The sequence below is a fragment of the Butyricimonas hominis genome (assembly GCF_014287455.1).
Taxonomy (GTDB): Bacteria; Bacteroidota; Bacteroidia; order Bacteroidales; family Marinifilaceae; genus Butyricimonas; species Butyricimonas muris.
Genome location: NZ_JACOOH010000005.1, coordinates 131,371 through 148,460, shown reverse-complemented (window position 1 = coordinate 148,460; position 17,090 = coordinate 131,371). Strand labels below are relative to the sequence as shown.

The window sequence follows — 17,090 nt, the reverse complement described above, 5'->3', positions numbered from 1 at the left end:
TTTTAATATTTGTTATTACTTACTCCAATAGACAATAGCTATAAGTTTTCACAATCTTTACATCCTTTGATAATCTCGCCAAAGAATTTCTTGAAGAATCCCAACACCAGTAGCCCTGTATCTTGCAAGTCGATATGACTATATAATATACAGCCGATATCCTTGTCACTATCGAAAAACAACGCATAAACCTTTCGGCGCTTGATTACAAAGAATTTATTTCTGTATAAAAATCCAATTCTCAGGCTCAAAAATCATAAAAGAATAGAGAATAATAAGTACAGTCCGAATAAAACATTTTCTATTTACAGTTAGCCACTCTTTACAAAATCCCACCGTATTATCTATCGAACAATCATCAGATATAACCAACTCAATATTTATACATTTGATTTCTAGCAGATTCAAAAATTTCTACTACCCAACAGTAAAATTATAAGTTACTACAAGTATTGATACTAATAGATTTTCCATTTATTTTCAATAATACAAAAATTGACCTTCAAATTCTTTTTCTACTAACTCGTATTCATTTATTAATCCAGCATGCTCATAAATAGAATCAACATCTCTATGTTCAACAAAGTAAGCCCATAAACGATTTTCATCCTCACGATTAAATATTCTTACTAAGCTATTAGAAATTTTTCTAGCCGGAATCCCTCCAATTAATGGAAACTTTTCCATGCTAAAATCCTTATTTACCAAGCTATTGGAAGTCACAACAGAATAATCAGGTAATATCGTTTTACGAGCGATAGTCGTCCTATTACCTATCCAACACCAATTTCCAATCACAACCTGCCCCATTATATTTCCAATTTCACCTGTTTCCACATTCTTCATAAAATGGAATCCACTATCAAAAATTTGAACCTCAGAAGTTATACTACATCCCATTCCTATTACAATTTTATTATAAGCATATAACTTCACGTTATTACCCAAAAAACAAAACTTACCAAATTCAATTCTACCTGTAGGTTGAGAATAAATACCGTAATCAATTGAAAAATGAACTGCTCCTTTAAAAATAATTATACCTCTATTATCTATCATTGCAGAACCAGCTGATGCCTTAAAACGATCTCTATTACGTCCTAATTCAATCATACCAGTAAAAATTGGGGATTCAATAATTACTGTACCTAAATGATAAATTTTTAGTTTCCCAAAAACAAATATCGGAAATTTTAAAGCTTCTTTTAATGGAAATAGCTTGAAATTCACAAGAATAGTTTTATAAATATTCAACCCATCCTTTCTGTAATCATTCCATTTTTTCAACTTAAAAACAACATTATACAATAAACGATGCCTTTTTATATATTTCACTACATTACTCATACTCTACTTATTTTTCCAATAGCGAAGAAATATTTCTCTCAATCCTATTCGTTTATCTAAATCTATAAATGCCTTTAAAAAGGAACAAATGATACACAATGTATAAATAAATATCTGCAACCTTCCTTCTAGAAAAAAGGCAGACAATAATGTCCCTATAATCAATAATAGATAAATCGATAACATTAAAAAATATTTATCATCAAAATGAAATTTTGAACTTTTATGCACAAAAACAAAACAAATACACAAATGAAAGATATTAGCTAAAATAAAAGCAATTCCTATTCCTACTAATCCATAACAGTAATATCCTAAAATATAAATTAGCAACATAAAAATTCCAGCTATACTTTCTTTCACAAAATACAGTTTAGTATCAGCTTTCGCCAACATAATAAATGTCATAGCCCACGAGGCAACCTGAAATAAAACACCCACGATAGCCAATTGAAGCATGGTAGTTATTGGAACGAATTCTTCACTATACAAAAGAACTAATAAGAAAGGTGCGAATACGATAAATACAACAATCAAAGGAGCAATTATTGATATTCCCATTGTAATCTGATAATTAGTCATTTCATTAAGCTTGTCATTCCATTTATTGATTGCTGATAATCGAGGATAAAAATCGGTAGCCATAGCCGAAAATACCATTCTTACATAATTCTCTATAATCATAAAACACGCTGAAAATAAGCCAACCTCATTTACACTACCTGTATTAGAAATAAATATTCTTATAATATACATGATCAAACTTCCAAGCAAAGAACTCAACACTAACATGATTCCAAATTTCACCATTAATTTACTTTGCTTAAAAATCTGCCCCAATGGCAAATAAAAAGGTAGTACTTTTAATTTACGAGCATAAAGCCAATAAATACTACAAATAAATACCGATGAAAGAAACAAGGAAGGAACGATACCTTTAACTCCATAAAAATAGTAGAGTGGAATTGACGTAAGTAAGCCAAGAGTAGCCCCTAGCATGGACGATTTTGCCAATTCTTTAATTCGACGAGTTCCCCTTAAGAGCATGGATTGCCCATTTCCCAATTGTGTTAATAAAATGACTCCCGAGAGTATGACAAAAGACCACCTATGAGCACTTGTTCCAAAAGTTAACTCACTTAGAGAACCGGCAAAAATAATACAAACAATTGCACCAAGTAAACCAGTAAACCAAATAATCTTTCGAACAACTGTAAAAGTGATGGAGATACGTTTTTCATCTTGAGTGCCATAAGCCTCCGCTATATCTCTCACCCCACTCTGCTCAACCCCAAAACCAGTCGCTTGATTCAATAACTGAATAGTCGAAGTAAAGAGACTTATTATACCTACTCCTGTCGGTCCCAAAAGAATTGCAATAACTTTTGCTCTTATGATCCCAACAATAATATTATATACCTGTACACCACCAAAAATACTTGTTGCTTTAAAAATTTGCCTATATACTTCCTTTTGTTCAAGCATTTTAGAAATTATTCAAAAGCGAAACAATATTTACAACTTCTTCTTCCGACATTACCGGACTTATAGGTAAACTCAACTCTTCAGAATGAATTCGTTCTGTTATCGGAAATGACAAGTTCGACCATTCTTTATAGCATTCTTGTTTATGAGGAGGTATTGGATAATGTATCACTGTTTGTACCCCATTATTCGATAAGTACTGCTGTAACACATCTCGTTGTTTACACCTTACCGGGAAAAGATGAAACACATTCGCATCCCAATCTTCAACTTTCGGCAAAACCAAATTTTCATTAACAATATTTTTTATATAATATTGAGCGACACGCTTCCTATAAGCATTAGCTTCATCAAGGTATCGTAATTTGATTCTCAACACAGCTGCTTGAATTTCATCCAAACGGCTATTCCTTCCAGTATATTTAAACACGTATTTACGGATAGAACCATAATTTGCCAATGCTCGTATCACGCTCGCCAATTCAGCATTATTCGTCGTTACAGCACCAGCATCGCCCAATGCTCCAAGATTTTTTCCAGGATAAAAACTATGTCCAGCAGCATCGCCCAAAGAACCTGTCTTTTGACCTCTATACAAACACCCATGAGCCTGTGCATTATCCTCTACCAATTTCAAATCATATTTTTTTGCAAGTTCTCCGATATGATCTGTATATGCACATTGCCCATATAAATGTACGAGTAAAATTCCTCTGGTTCTAGAAGTTATAGCCGCTTCTATTTTCAGATCATCGATCTGATAAGTCATAAGGTTTGGTTCGACTAAAACTGGTTTCAATCCATTTTCCGATATTGCTATTATAGAAGCGATATATGTATTAGCAGGAACGATAATCTCATCTCCTACATTCATCACCCCCATCTCTATATAGGCGCGAAATATCCAAATAAGGGCATCTAAACCATTGGCTACCCCTATCGTATGTTCTACACCAATATACTGACTATACTCCTTTTCAAATTCATTATTTTCTTCCCCTTGTAAATACCAACCAGAATCAAGCACTCGACTGACCGCTTGATGAATTTCCTCTCCATATTTTGCGGTCACTTTTTGTAAATCTAAGAATTTTATCATAATTGTTTATTCATTTTTACTAAATTCCCATTCATTGATATTACAAGATATCCAAATTGACAATACAGATTAAAGGCCCGAACGTTATCAGTCGAAACGTGCAAATAAAGTGTAGTAAGATTCATTATTCTAGCTCTTTGCTCTATATATTGAAGCATTTTTTTACCTATTCCTCTTCCCCAATATTTTTTTTCCCCTATATATCCCCAGTACTCCCCTTTATCAAATGTTTTATGCTTAATTCCACATGCTCCTATTGGAATACCATTATATTTTACACCCCATATATAATAATCAACTTGAAACGGTAATAACAAAAACCAATCTTCTTGTTGACGTTTTGTCATAAAAGGAGTACCCGTTAATATGCGTATTTCATCATCAGTTAACCACTTCCAACTTGATTCCAAAAAATTACGATCAAACTCTACAAACTCTAAACTAATCATAACGAAAACGTGTATTTTAAAGAAACAGAGCAACCTATATTTTCCTTAAATTCACAAAGGCCATAATTAGGTATTCCATTTTCAGAAGAAGGTCCAATATCAATCCATCTTATTTTCGATGCAGCATAATATTCAAATACTTTGTAAGCCAAATAGTTCATTGCCCTCAATTCTGTATAGCCAGGAACATCTCCCCAATAAATCACTTGTACCACATCTGCTGCAACATGAAAAACCTGTGCTGCCGCCACATCTTTGGCATTATGGGTTAAAATAAAAAAATCGGCTTTTATAACCTTTATCGTATTCAATACATTTTGCAAACTCATCCTTAATGGATATCCTTTACTTTCTCTATTAACACGAATCACATCATAGACCCTCTCGACATCTGTTATAGATTCCGAATTCAATTTTTCAAACCCAAAGCCTTGTTTAAAAGAATTGTGAAGATTTTTTCTCGCACTTCGATCAATACATTCCTCATAAGAAAAAAAATCTCGTGTTTCAAACTGGTAATTCAAGTCTATATGTTGAACACCAAAACGAGAACGTTCAAAAATTCCAATTTCTTTGGCAATAAAAGAAGGAGCATAAATAGATGGCGGTAACGAGATTTTTATCAAAAAACCCGTTTTTGAAGCGTAATCTTCCAACAACTTAACCGCTTTTTCCAAATACTCTAAACGAGTATTAGATTTAACAAATGTAAATCCTCCAAAAGGTGCAGAAAAAGGAGATAATAACATATTCTCCCTCTCCCCTAAGACTATTCCCAAACGAACCTTTTTATCTATAAAAAGTAAATAATGTAAAGATTCACATTTATCTGAATTTAATTCCGAAAATTCTACTGTATTGAAAACATGAAATACGACATCGAAACTATTCTTATATTCTTTTGCAGAAACTCTACTTAATTCCATTATTCTTGTAAACTATAAATTCATGATAATTCCGAATATAATCTGCTTCATTATATTTTTGTGAGGCCAACACCAAACAAACTGCTCCAGAGGAAAAATCATCAAGAGTACGCCATATCCCTGGAACTATTAATAATCCTTGATAAGGTCTATTAAGGACGAAAGTACGTTTTACACTTCCATCGTCTAATGTGACACTAAAACTCCCACTTGCTGCCACTACTAATTGATACAAATCCCGATGGGCATGTCCTCCTCTTGATTCTCCCCCAGGTATATCATACAAATAATATGTTCTTTGTACATCAAAAGGAACCGTTAGATTATTTTCAACTACCGTAATATTTCCTTTTTCATGATGATGTTTACTCAATTCTATAAGTGAACAATCATAAACTGTAGATTTTATCATTTTATCCATCTTCTAAACTCCTCGTAATCATATATATAGTCAGCAAGAGAATAACGAGTAGAGGCTATAATTAAAGCGAGAGAATTAGTTGAGAAATTTTCCATTTGTCTCCACATTCCCTGTGGTACGTATAAACCATAGTAAGATCTATTTAAAGAATAAATTTCTTTTTTCTCTCCATCATCGAGAAGTACGTCAAAACTACCAGAAAGAGCCACTATAAACTCTTGATTCTCTTTATACGCATGTCCTCCCCGAGTTTCTCCCCCAGGTACATCGTATATCCAGTAACTTCTCTCTATTTTGAAAGGAATATGTATCAATTCCTCCACAAAAGACAAATTTCCTCGCGTATCTAAAAATTTGGGAAGTTCTATTATTCTCGCTTGCTTAATCATATATTATCGTTATTTTCCTTTATCAAGCTTAAAAGATATTTTCCATATTGATTTTTTTTCATTGCTTCTGCTATCTTTTTCACTTTTTCTTTTGTAATCCACCCTTTACGATAAGCTATTGCCTCCAAACAAGCGACTTTCAATCCTTGTCTTTTTTCTATCACTTCCACAAAAATTGAAGCATCAGATAAAGAATCATGAGTGCCCGTATCTAGCCATGCAAAACCTCTTCCGAGTAATTTTACTTTTAATTCTTTATCTTCAAGAAATTTCTGATTTACCGCCGTAATCTCCAGTTCTCCCCTCTCGGAAGGTTTTATTACTTTCGCAATATCAACAATTTTATTCGGATAAAAATACAACCCTACAACAGCATAATTAGATTTCGGTTTTTCTGGCTTTTCCTCTATACTCAATATATTTCCACGTTCATCAAATTCCGCTACTCCGTAACGCTCTGGATCATCCACGTGATAACCAAATACAGTAGCTTTACCCTTTTTCTCAGCTTGATAAACCGCTTCTTCCAGCATTGGCCTAAATCCCTGTCCATAAAAAATATTATCTCCCAACACCAAACAAACGCTATCATCTCCTATAAATCTTTCTCCAATAATAAACGCCTGTGCTAATCCATCCGGACTTGGTTGCTCCGCATATTCAAAACATACTCCATAATCAGAACCATCTCCCAACAAACGACGAAATCCCGGTAAATCTTGCGGAGTAGAAATAATCAATATGCTCCGAATTCCTGCTAACATCAAAACCGAAATAGGATAATAAATCATCGGTTTGTCATAAATAGGAAGTAATTGCTTACTAACACCTTTAGTTATAGGATATAGTCGACTCCCACTTCCTCCCGCTAGAACAATTCCTTTCATACAGACATCAAATATATTTATTAACTATTCGTTCACATGCCTTTCCATCTCCATAAGGATTTACCGCTTCGCTCATTATTCCATAATAACTTTGGTCTTCTAATAAATGGGAAACTTCCTCTACAATTCTATTAAAATCCGTACCAACCAATTTCACGGTTCCCGCCTCCAAGGCCTCTGGACGTTCCGTTGTATTCCGCATAACTAGAACAGGTTTTCCTAATCCTGGAGCCTCTTCTTGGATTCCACCACTATCAGTCAACACAATTGTTGATTTTTCCATCAAGTACACAAAACTCAAATACTCTAATGGTTCAATAAAAAATATGTTCTTCAGATTCGATAAATCTTCTCCAAACACTTCATGTATCGGCTTTCTTACATTCGGATTTAAATGCATCGGATAAACAAAATCCACATCCGGAAATTTTTCAACTAATGCTTTTATTGCTTTACAGATATTAACAAAACCCTCACCAAAATTCTCTCTTCTGTGTCCAGTTATTAACACTAATCCCTTACCTTCATTTAAACGATCTACATCGTACCCAGCATTGGTCAAAGAACAATTCAACCCAAAGTTTAATATTTTATCATTTTTTATCCGCTCAACAACCATGTATAAAGCATCAATAACAGTATTCCCTGTTACTGTAATTTTTTCATCACAAACACCTTCATCTAACAAATTTTGACGACTTAAAGGTGTCGGTGCAAAATGATAGGTTGCAATTCGACCAGTTATCTGGCGATTCATCTCTTCCGGCCAAGGACTATAAATATTATGCGTTCGCAAACCAGCCTCCACATGACCTACCGGTATTTGTTGGTAAAATGCAGCCAAAGCAGCTGCCAATGACGTTGTAGTATCTCCATGCACCAATACCACATCAGGCTTAGTTTCTTTTAAAACATCACGCATCCCGGTTAAAACCCGTGCTGTCACATCATATAAATCCTGCCCTTGTTTCATGATATTCAAGTCATAATCGGGCACAATCTCAAATATATGAAGTACTTGATCCAACATTTCCCGATGTTGTCCTGTCACGCAAACGACAGTCTGGAATTCTTCCGGATATTTTTGAAACTCTTTCACCAAGGGAGCCATTTTAATCGCCTCCGGCCGAGTCCCAAAAACTAACATTATTTTTTTCATCGAAATAATTTATTTCTTGTAAATACCACAAAAATCAAGAATCACCTTCCGGTCTGTCCACCGTAAAGCCTTAAATTCATCATGAGCCACCAACATCACCACGATATCCGCTTGCTCATAAGCTTCTTGGTAACTTGTCAATTTAAACACCTTATGTTTTTGCACGTTAGGCTCTACGACAAGAATATCTGCATTACTGCAAGATTGCATTACCCTAGTCGTGATGTATTTCGCTGGGGATTCCCGCAAATCGTCTATATTCGGCTTGAAAGCCAGTCCCATCATTGCGATAACAGGCTTACGATTATGTTGTAATTCAAATTTTAACATCTCGTTCTGTACTTTTTCCGCACACCAGAACGCTTTATAGTTATTTATCTCTCGGGCATCAGCAATAATCTTGGATTCCATAGGGAAATCTGCCGTAATAAAATAAGGATCAACAGCTATACAATGTCCCCCAACACCACAACCGGGTTGAAGAATATTCACTCGGGGATGTTTGTTAGCCAAATTAATCAATTCCCACACATTAATCCCGGCTTTGTCACAGATCAAAGATAACTCGTTCGCAAACGCAATCTGCACGTCTCGCGAAGAGTTTTCCGTCAATTTACACATTTCAGCCGTACGAGCATTGGTCCTATGTAAGATCCCTTGAACAAATTGTGAATAAAACTCAATAGCCTTATTCGTTGACGCTTCATCAATTCCCCCGATCACACGATCATTATGCACTAATTCATAAATCACGTTCCCCGGTAATACTCGTTCTGGACAATAAGCTATATATATTTTATCTTTCAATTCCGGTCGTTCTCCATAAATCAAATCCCGCATTTTCTCCGTCGTGCCTATGGGAGAAGTGGATTCTATAACATACAAGTCTCCTGCTTTTAATAAGGATAACACGGAACGTGTTGCCGCTTCCACGTAAGAAATATCAGGTTCGTGATTTCCTTTAAAAGGAGTTGGAACTACCATAAAATAAGCCTCACAAACTTCCGGTTTTAAGGAAGCTTTCAAGCGCCCATTTTTTACCACCTCTTGCAAATATCCTTCCATTCCCGGTTCCACAATATGCAATTTTCCCCGGTTTGTCAACTCCACCACACCCGGATTTATATCAACCCCAGTAACTTCTATACCATGTTTTGCGGCAATAATTGCCGTGGGCAGACCGATATAGCCTAACCCCATAAAACAAGCTTTCATAAATTATTTTAAATTAATATATTCTTTCGTTGCTAATAGATCAAAACACAAGGAAACGACATTCATATTTTGCTCTTTTGTTATTAACCTCGCCAAAAGGTTGTCTTCTAGAAGATTTATATTTTCCAATCGATTGCTCTTCCCTTCACCTCCAATTGTAGTCTCATAAAATTCAACAGCCCGATACCATCCCCATATATTCTCTTTTTCTAAATCACCAAGATTTATTTCAACATGATACTCCTGTTCCGTTACGATTTCTTTCGCTACCTCCGCATACCTCTGCTCTCCCATGAAATAATAACAACTACACAGCATCCGACACATCTCCGACGTCCGACAAGTTAAAATAATCTTATCACTCCCTTCTGAAAATAGTATCCCATAAGCCGCATCTAAGGCTATATCCAAAAAATCCATATCGGAATACGTCAAATATGTTTCCATCAAATCCGCAACATGCCCAACCCGTTCCTCTAATGTAATGGAAGGATCTTTAACCAAGTCAGCCAATTCCCCCGCGATCTCCCGTATTCGCTCGTGAATCATCCACTGGCTACCATACACTTCTTCCAGCCAAGGATTTACCCTTACCATTGAATAAACCGATAAATACCCGTGCAATAAACCGGACAACGCAGACGAGGGGAATTCCTCGATTGGAATATCCGATAATTTTTTGTACAAATCATTAAGATTCATCGCCACAATCGCTATTTAATTTTTTCTAAGAAAGAACCGGGGATATATGACGTGGCAATAGAAACCACGCCTTCCAGTTTCACGATCACTCGTTTATGTCCTTTAATCCGAATTAATTCGCCCTCAAGACCAATCAACGGGCCTTTGATTACTCGTACTCGGTCACCACGCTTCAATTCTTTATTGATTACCTCAACTGTACTATCCGAGAAATCGAGCGAGAACATAAAATCCCGCATTTGTTTATCGGGAACAACCAATAAATGACGAGTTGCCAAATCTTTTAAATATACAACATTTATACCTTGCTCGTTCACTAAGGAATAAGCGGTCACTTTATCGGTTTTGATAAAAATCAAATGAGGAATAAGTAGCACTCGCACATGCTTTTTCCCAGAAGGAGTTTCTCGTACTTCGTCCCGCATGGCCAAGTAGTTCTCCACTCCCATCCCGTCTAATCGTTTCTTGATTGTCATCTCCTGGTTGATTTTGGTGTACGCCGCAAACCAGTACAACTTTCTTTCTACACTTGACATGCTTAAAGTTTATCGTCTTCGAATATTTCTCGTGATTGGTTACAAAAAGAAAATAGGAAAAACGTCTGGACACACTTCGTGCATTGACCTTTTTACATTAGGAATTTACGTTTTTACCATATGCCCCACTTATCATCCTTAAACAGGTACAACTTGTGAGAACTGTCTTTTCTCGGGGAAACCGATCCTTTCAATTATTTGTCACAAATGAACACACGCCAATTTGTTTCAAAAATTGCAATCAATCTGAAAAACTATCCGATTAATGCGTTGCAAATATACCAAATTTTCGGATTACGCAAATTCAAGAGCAATTATTTTTCTTTTTATAGAATCGCTCTAAAATATATTTCAACTATAAAAAAGGAGCAGTCCCAAAAGTAATCTTTGGGACTGCTCCTTTCTAACGATATCGAAATCTAGTATAATTCTTGGAATAATTCAAAGAATGCCTGCGGATGCAAACAAGCGGGACATACTTTCGGGGCTGTTGGTCCCTCGTGGATATAACCGCATTTGCGACAATACCATCTCACGGTTTGCGGACGTTCGAATACCAAATTTTCTTGCAGATTGGATAACAATTTACGGTATCTTGTCTCGTGATTTTTTTCGGCCTCGATGATCATTCTGTACATCACGGAGATATCCTTGAATCCTTCCTCTTCCGCGACTTTGGCAAATTCGGGATACAAGTGATGCCATTCGTCATATTCTCCCTCGGCAGCTTCAATCAAATTAGAAGCCGTGTCGGCAATAATACCCGCAGGATAAGCCGCCGTAATCTCTAACATACCACCTTCCAAACGACTGAAGAAGCGTTTAGCATGAGTTTCTTCCTGCAATGCCGTCTCGTAGAAAATACCGGCGATCTGTTCGTAACCTTCTTTCTTGGCTACTTCGGAGAAAAACGTGTAACGATTTTTTGCCTGTGACTCCCCGGCAAATGATTTCAATAAATTGGCTTCCGTCATGGAACCTTTAACATTTTTTGCCATAGCTTTTTCCTTTTCTATACGAAAAGAAAAAGTTGCAAGTTACAGGTTGACAGGTTGCAAGTTCAAATATAGTTTGTTTCTAAATAACCTGCAACCCGCTAATTTGCAACATATCACCGGAAAGGTATTTCCCGGTGGTATAAATACCATTCACATTTACGCATTTTCATCCTTTAGTTCTCGTTCATTAAAATATAATTTTGTAACCATAGAAATTTATGGAGAATAAATTTTCACACAACAATTAGATATGTCTGAGATATTAAACAAATTACGTGAAGATATTCACTTCATCGAGGGGATGAACAGCTGTATGAATTGCGGGGTATGCACCGCCATTTGTCCGGCCGCAGAATTCTATAATTACGATCCCCGGGTGATCGTGGAAACCGTACAAAGAGGAAACGAGGAAGAGATTGAGGAATTACTGAAAGGAGAAACTATCTGGTATTGCGGGGAATGTATGTCATGCAAAACACGTTGTCCTCGTTGTAATACTCCCGGACTGATTATCATGGCGTTGCGTAAGGCTTCGCAGGAACTGGGCTATTTCGTTTACTCTGAAAAAGGACGCCAGCAATACGCTTTAAAGCACGTGATCGGGGAATCCATTCTGGCTAGGGGCTACTGCGTGACACCCGACCTCGTGAAGCCGGAGATGCATCCGGAACAGGGGCCGGTGTGGGAATGGATTTACGAACATCTGGACGACGTGTACGAACGCATGCACTCGAATTATCGCAAACCGGGAGCGGGCGCCCTTCGGGAAGTAGATAATGAAAGCATGGAAGAGTTAAGAAAGATTTTCGACGTTACCGGCGGTACGGACTTTCTGAACAATATAGACCAATATTCTCAACGCGAGGCAAACAAAGAAAAGGTTGATTTGGAAGAAGCCTATTTCTTGAAAACATACATGGAGAACACGGGAGAACATCAATAATGCAATTGAAAACTAATTAATTTATGATTTATGAATTATGATTTACGATTAATAGAAACATTGGTTAGCGAGAGGGAATCATCTAATCTAAAATCATAAATCAAGAAATTAATAGGATTTAAAATTTAAAATCTAAAATTGGAAGATGAATTTAGAGGGAAAACAACAGATATGGAATGATTATCAGAAAGAGATCGCGGATGATCATTATTTCTACGCGAGGAGTTGTATCCGGCAGACGTTCTTCCCGGGTTCGGAATGGGCGTATTTGGACATCATGAAGAACAGACTGGGTAAAGATATCATCGACGACCCGCGCCACACGACATGTACCGGGATCGGGTATCATTCCGATATTGTTCCGGCGGAAACAATCATGACCGTTGTGGCACGCCACTTCGCGCTGATGACAGAGGCGGGATACGAGAACATGACCCCCTCGTGCATTACCTCTTTCGGGATATATACAGAGATTCTGGAAACGTGGGAACACCATCCGGAAATTGAAGAAAAGATCCGCGAATACTTGTGGAAAGCCACGAAACGGGAATTCAAGAAACCGAAAAATCTGGCACACACCTCGGATATCGTCTACAAATTCAGAAACGAAATTGCCGCACAGTCTAAATATAAACTGGTGGACGTCCACACGGGAAGACCGCTAAGAGGAGTCGACCACATCGGGTGCCACTACTCCAAAATGTTCCCCACGAAAGGGATCGGGGGAGCTGAATTTCCCGCCGTACTGTCCGGGTTAATCTACGCGTGGGGCGGCGACGTGATTGATTACCCGGAAAGAAGACACTGTTGCGGGTTCGGTTTCCGCCAATACCTTGTTATGGCAAACCGGGGATACTCGGTAGCGAACTCGAAAAAGAAATTCGAATCCATGCAACCGTATCAACCCGACTTTATCGTGAACAATTGTCCGGGATGCGCCATGTTTATGGATAAATGGCAATACACTATCAGTGAAATGGAAGGAACCACCTACGGGCAGGACGGGTACGGCATTCCCGTGCTGACCTACGAGGAACTTGCCGCGTTGGTATTGGGTTACGATCCGTGGGAAATCGGCTTGCAGATGCACCAAGTATCCGTGGAACCCTTGTTAGACAAGATGGGAATCCCTTACGATCCGGACGCGAAATACAAAAACGTGCGAGGTAAAAACATAGGCACCCCGAAATGTCCCACGTACTTGAGAGTTGCAAATTTATAATGTTAAACCGCGAAATTGAAAAAAGAACCATGAAGTCATTCATTTTCAATTTTCAATTTTCAATTTTCAATTGAATACATGGCAAAAGTCATCATCATCGGTGGAGGTCCGGCAGGCTGCGAGGCTGCACACCAATTGGCAAATCAAGGTGTCGAAGTAGAGTTGGTCGAGAAAAACAACGAAACAGGTGGCAACTTGAATAATTGGTATCAATTGTTCCCTGACCGCAAATACGCTAAAGATTTAAACACGATACTAAAAGGACACTTGGAACACCCGAATATCCGGCTTCATCTCGGGATGGAACCGACTAATATCGAGAAAGATAAAAACGGGAAATTCAATGTTCCCTTGTCAGACGGAAGCCTCTTGGAAGGTGACTCGCTTTTGGTTGCTACCGGATTCAAGATATTCGATGCCCGGCGGAAAGAAGAGTATGGATACGGGATATACGAGAACGTCATCACTTCCGTGGAATTGGAAAACATGTTCTACAATCACGCCATCACGATGGCTGACGGACATACCCCGAAACGGGTTGGAATCATCCATTGCGTGGGTTCCCGTGACGAAAAGGTATGTAATTACCACTGTTCCAAACTCTGCTGTATCACGGGAGTGAAACAAGCTATCGAGATACGGGAGTTGTTACCTGAAGCAGAAATCCTCTGTTTCTACATGGACATGCGTATGTTCGGTCCGGGATACGAGGAAATGTACCGCGATGCCCAAGAGAAACACAACATCAAGTTTATCCGCGGGCGCTTGTCCGAGGCCGCCGAGAATATGCAAAAACAACTGCAAATCAAGGTCGAAGATACACTTGTCGGGAAACCGTTACGGATGGCGTTGGACATGATGATATTGTTGGTCGGCATGGAATCCTCGGAAGGCACCCGTCAGACCGCGGAAAAATTAGGTTTGAATCTAGCTCCAAACGGATTTATCCAGTCACAAGACCCGCACTACCGGAATAACTTCACCAACATGGAAGGCGTCTTCGTGGCAGGATGCGGAAGTGCCCCGATGAACCTGACCGATACGCTGGCAGATGCCCGCTCTGCCGCAAGTTCAATAACACAATACTTAAATAATTTATGATTTAGAATTAAAAACGCAAAAAGCGTCAGCCCGTGCGGTTGGAATCTTAAATCTAAAATTTAAAATCTAAAATTAAAAGGGTATGATAAATTTCTGGGGATATAGCATATCGGAAACGAGGAGTATCAATTACGACAGAAACGACAAGGCGATGACAGAATACATTGCCAAGACCGTCCCGAGCAGCAAGCTCTGCATCGGTTGCGGGGGATGTACTGCCGGTTGTACCGCCGGGAACCTCACGAACTTCAACATCCGTAAAGTGCAAATGCTCATGAAACGGGGTGAAACGAAAGACACCAAAGAGCGACTGCAAAAATGTATGCTGTGCGGGAAGTGCATGCTAGTATGTCCAAGAGGCGTGGAAACCCGAAAAATGATACTCGAAATGCTGAATTTCATAAGAAATAACCATAAACTAGAAGATTGAAGCTATGTACTACGACCATTTTGTCCTACCTTTCACGATTGGGCTTATAACGCTACTGGTCTACTTGTGTATCAAATACTACAAGTGGATTAAGAGTTTTCCCAAGGAGGAACGCAAGAAAATCCGTAAAGGGTTATTCTCCTTGCAAACGATTCGTTCCGGGTGGGAAATATTCCGGGAGAGTTTGCTACATCACAATATATTCAAAACCAACCCGATGCTGGGTTACATGCACATGACCTTCGCTTTCGGTTGGTTTCTGCTGATAGTTGTCGGGAAAATCGAGTCCATGATATACCATACCAGTGCATTTAATCCCCCCTATTTTGCCATCTTTTTCCGGTATTTCCACCCGGCTAATGAAACCTTCCCTTACAGCGAAACTTTTGCATTCTTGATGGATTTAATCCTGCTATTCTTGTTAATCGGCATAGGATTAGCTGTTACCAAGCGGTTCTATTCCCGCCTTTTCGGGATGAAGAAAACAACCAAACAGAGAGCGTACGACTTATTGATACTGACCGTACTCTGGTTGATTTTCCCGGTACGATTTCTTGCCGAAAGTTTCACGAGCGGTTTGAATGGCGGGGGAAGTTTTCTCACGTATAACGCGGGAAACTTCTTTAGCGGCTTCCTCCCGTTGGAACACCTATCCTATCCGGCATGGTGGGTTTATTCATCCCTTCTCGGGTTATTTTTCTTGTTATTACCCTTTTCGCGCTACATGCACATTCCCACGGAAATGGTATATATTTTCTTGAAGAACTGGGGAGTAAAACAAGGTAGAGAATACAACGGGTTCAGTGAAATACAAGTCAACTCCTGCTCCCGTTGCGGAATCTGTATCAACACGTGTCAATTGAACAGCTCATGTGGTATTAATGACACGCAACCGGTCTATTTCTTACGCCGTATTCGTAATCACGAACCACTCTCTCAACAAGCCGAAGATTGCTTGATGTGCGGTCGTTGCGAAGAATCATGCCCCGTGGGAATCAATTTGAACGCCATCCGGCAAAGTCAACGCCCGGATACCATTCGTGTGACGAAAGACACGTACACTTACGTGCCACAACCGCAAGTAAAAACGGCGAAAGTAGCTTACTTTGCCGGTTGTATGAGTCACCTCACTCCCGGAATTATCAAATCCATGCAGCAGATATTCGCGAAAGCTAACGTCGATTACTCGTTTATTGACGAAAAAGCCGGAGTCTGTTGCGGACGCCCGTTAGCTCTTTCGGGAAATTGGCAAGCAGCTCAAGTTGTTATGGACAAAAATCAGGAAATGATTGAGGCGTCAAACGCCGATATACTTGTCACCTCCTGCCCGATATGCTACAAAACCTTCAAAGAGGATTATACTTTGAAGGCAAAAGTAATGCATCACACGGAATACATCGAAATGCTACTCCGGGACGGTAAACTAAAGGTCAACAACATGGATCTGAAAACCGTGTTCCACAATCCATGCGAATTGGGACGAGGAAGCCGGATCGTGAGTGCCCCGGAGAACGTGTTGAATCAAGTAAGTTACAAGATAACAACCGTGTACGACGGCAAAAAATCACTTTGTTGTGGTGGTAGTCTGGCAAACACGGCTATCGATTCCAAACAAAAAACAAAAATCAGCGGGGACACGGTAAAAGCTTACGCCGCTTATCATCCGGATGTAATCGTAACGGCATGCCCGTTATGCAAGAAAACATTAAGCAAAACTTCAACCAAGATTCCGGTTCGAGATATAGCGGAACTGGTTGCGGAAGCATGAAAAAAGCCGCAAT

The 17,090-nt window shown here is 38.7% G+C and carries 18 protein-coding genes; 5 read left to right on the top strand and 13 right to left on the bottom strand.

Annotated features, from left to right (window positions below):
• Window positions 1-480: 480 nt before the first annotated feature.
• From H8S64_RS12135 to rbr, 13 genes are all read right to left on the bottom strand, one after another.
• Window positions 481-1,347 (bottom strand): acyltransferase, encoded by an 867-nt coding sequence (locus H8S64_RS12135; RefSeq protein WP_186976285.1) that lies wholly within the window; start codon window positions 1,345-1,347, stop codon window positions 481-483.
• Window positions 1,348-1,350: 3 nt separating this feature from the next.
• The gene (locus H8S64_RS12130) at window positions 1,351-2,832 is read right to left on the bottom strand and encodes an O-antigen translocase (RefSeq protein ID WP_186976284.1); all 1,482 of its coding nucleotides are present in this window, start codon (window positions 2,830-2,832) and stop codon (window positions 1,351-1,353) included.
• Window position 2,833: 1 nt separating this feature from the next.
• Window positions 2,834-3,931 carry a DegT/DnrJ/EryC1/StrS family aminotransferase gene (locus H8S64_RS12125; protein ID WP_186976283.1) on the bottom strand — a complete coding sequence of 366 codons (1,098 nt, stop codon included), beginning with the start codon at window positions 3,929-3,931 and terminating at the stop codon, window positions 2,834-2,836.
• Entirely contained in the window at window positions 3,928-4,380 is a 453-nt protein-coding gene (locus H8S64_RS12120; RefSeq protein ID WP_186976282.1) for a GNAT family N-acetyltransferase, read from the bottom strand. Before H8S64_RS12120 ends, H8S64_RS12125 begins: the two co-directional genes overlap by 4 nt.
• The gene (locus H8S64_RS12115) at window positions 4,377-5,306 is read right to left on the bottom strand and encodes a GNAT family N-acetyltransferase (RefSeq protein WP_186976281.1); all 930 of its coding nucleotides are present in this window, start codon (window positions 5,304-5,306) and stop codon (window positions 4,377-4,379) included. Before H8S64_RS12115 ends, H8S64_RS12120 begins: the two co-directional genes overlap by 4 nt.
• Window positions 5,293-5,718 carry a sugar 3,4-ketoisomerase gene (locus H8S64_RS12110; RefSeq protein WP_186976636.1) on the bottom strand — a complete coding sequence of 142 codons (426 nt, stop codon included), beginning with the start codon at window positions 5,716-5,718 and terminating at the stop codon, window positions 5,293-5,295. The genes H8S64_RS12115 and H8S64_RS12110 overlap by 14 nt, the downstream gene beginning before the upstream one ends.
• On the bottom strand, window positions 5,715-6,116 hold the full coding sequence (locus tag H8S64_RS12105) for a sugar 3,4-ketoisomerase (protein ID WP_186976280.1): 402 nt from the start codon (window positions 6,114-6,116) through the stop codon (window positions 5,715-5,717). Before H8S64_RS12105 ends, H8S64_RS12110 begins: the two co-directional genes overlap by 4 nt.
• Window positions 6,113-7,003: a glucose-1-phosphate thymidylyltransferase RfbA gene (rfbA, locus tag H8S64_RS12100; protein WP_186976279.1), complete on the bottom strand. Its 891-nt coding sequence runs from the start codon at window positions 7,001-7,003 to the stop codon at window positions 6,113-6,115. The genes H8S64_RS12105 and rfbA overlap by 4 nt, the downstream gene beginning before the upstream one ends.
• Window positions 7,004-7,010: 7 nt before the next feature.
• Complete coding sequence (gene wecB / locus H8S64_RS12095; RefSeq protein WP_186976278.1) at window positions 7,011-8,162, bottom strand: non-hydrolyzing UDP-N-acetylglucosamine 2-epimerase; 1,152 nt, start codon at window positions 8,160-8,162, stop codon at window positions 7,011-7,013.
• Window positions 8,163-8,171: 9 nt separating this feature from the next.
• The gene (gene wecC, locus H8S64_RS12090) at window positions 8,172-9,377 is read right to left on the bottom strand and encodes a UDP-N-acetyl-D-mannosamine dehydrogenase (RefSeq protein WP_186976277.1); all 1,206 of its coding nucleotides are present in this window, start codon (window positions 9,375-9,377) and stop codon (window positions 8,172-8,174) included.
• Between the two features lie 3 nt (window positions 9,378-9,380).
• Window positions 9,381-10,085: a hypothetical protein gene (locus H8S64_RS12085; protein ID WP_186976276.1), complete on the bottom strand. Its 705-nt coding sequence runs from the start codon at window positions 10,083-10,085 to the stop codon at window positions 9,381-9,383.
• Window positions 10,086-10,090: 5 nt separating this feature from the next.
• Window positions 10,091-10,615, bottom strand: a complete 525-nt coding sequence (locus H8S64_RS12080) for a UpxY family transcription antiterminator (RefSeq protein WP_186976275.1) — start codon at window positions 10,613-10,615, stop codon at window positions 10,091-10,093.
• 419 nt (window positions 10,616-11,034) lie between these two features.
• The gene (rbr, locus tag H8S64_RS12075; protein WP_099293724.1) at window positions 11,035-11,613 is read right to left on the bottom strand and encodes a rubrerythrin; all 579 of its coding nucleotides are present in this window, start codon (window positions 11,611-11,613) and stop codon (window positions 11,035-11,037) included.
• Between the two features lie 250 nt (window positions 11,614-11,863).
• Between rbr and H8S64_RS12070 the strand changes: the two genes are divergently transcribed.
• The 5 genes from H8S64_RS12070 (at window position 11,864) to H8S64_RS12050 (ending at window position 17,077) form a co-directional block, all read left to right on the top strand.
• Complete coding sequence (locus H8S64_RS12070; protein WP_186976274.1) at window positions 11,864-12,556, top strand: 4Fe-4S dicluster domain-containing protein; 693 nt, start codon at window positions 11,864-11,866, stop codon at window positions 12,554-12,556.
• A 145-nt stretch (window positions 12,557-12,701) separates the two neighbouring features.
• Window positions 12,702-13,778, top strand: a complete 1,077-nt coding sequence (locus H8S64_RS12065; protein ID WP_186976273.1) for a CoB--CoM heterodisulfide reductase iron-sulfur subunit B family protein — start codon at window positions 12,702-12,704, stop codon at window positions 13,776-13,778.
• Window positions 13,779-13,856: 78 nt separating this feature from the next.
• On the top strand, window positions 13,857-14,879 hold the full coding sequence (locus tag H8S64_RS12060) for an FAD-dependent oxidoreductase (protein ID WP_186976272.1): 1,023 nt from the start codon (window positions 13,857-13,859) through the stop codon (window positions 14,877-14,879).
• Window positions 14,880-14,961: 82 nt separating this feature from the next.
• Window positions 14,962-15,309, top strand: coding sequence for a 4Fe-4S dicluster domain-containing protein (locus H8S64_RS12055; RefSeq protein ID WP_186976271.1), 348 nt, complete (start codon window positions 14,962-14,964; stop codon window positions 15,307-15,309).
• Between the two features lie 4 nt (window positions 15,310-15,313).
• Window positions 15,314-17,077: a (Fe-S)-binding protein gene (locus H8S64_RS12050; protein ID WP_186976270.1), complete on the top strand. Its 1,764-nt coding sequence runs from the start codon at window positions 15,314-15,316 to the stop codon at window positions 17,075-17,077.
• Window positions 17,078-17,090 lie beyond the last annotated feature (13 nt).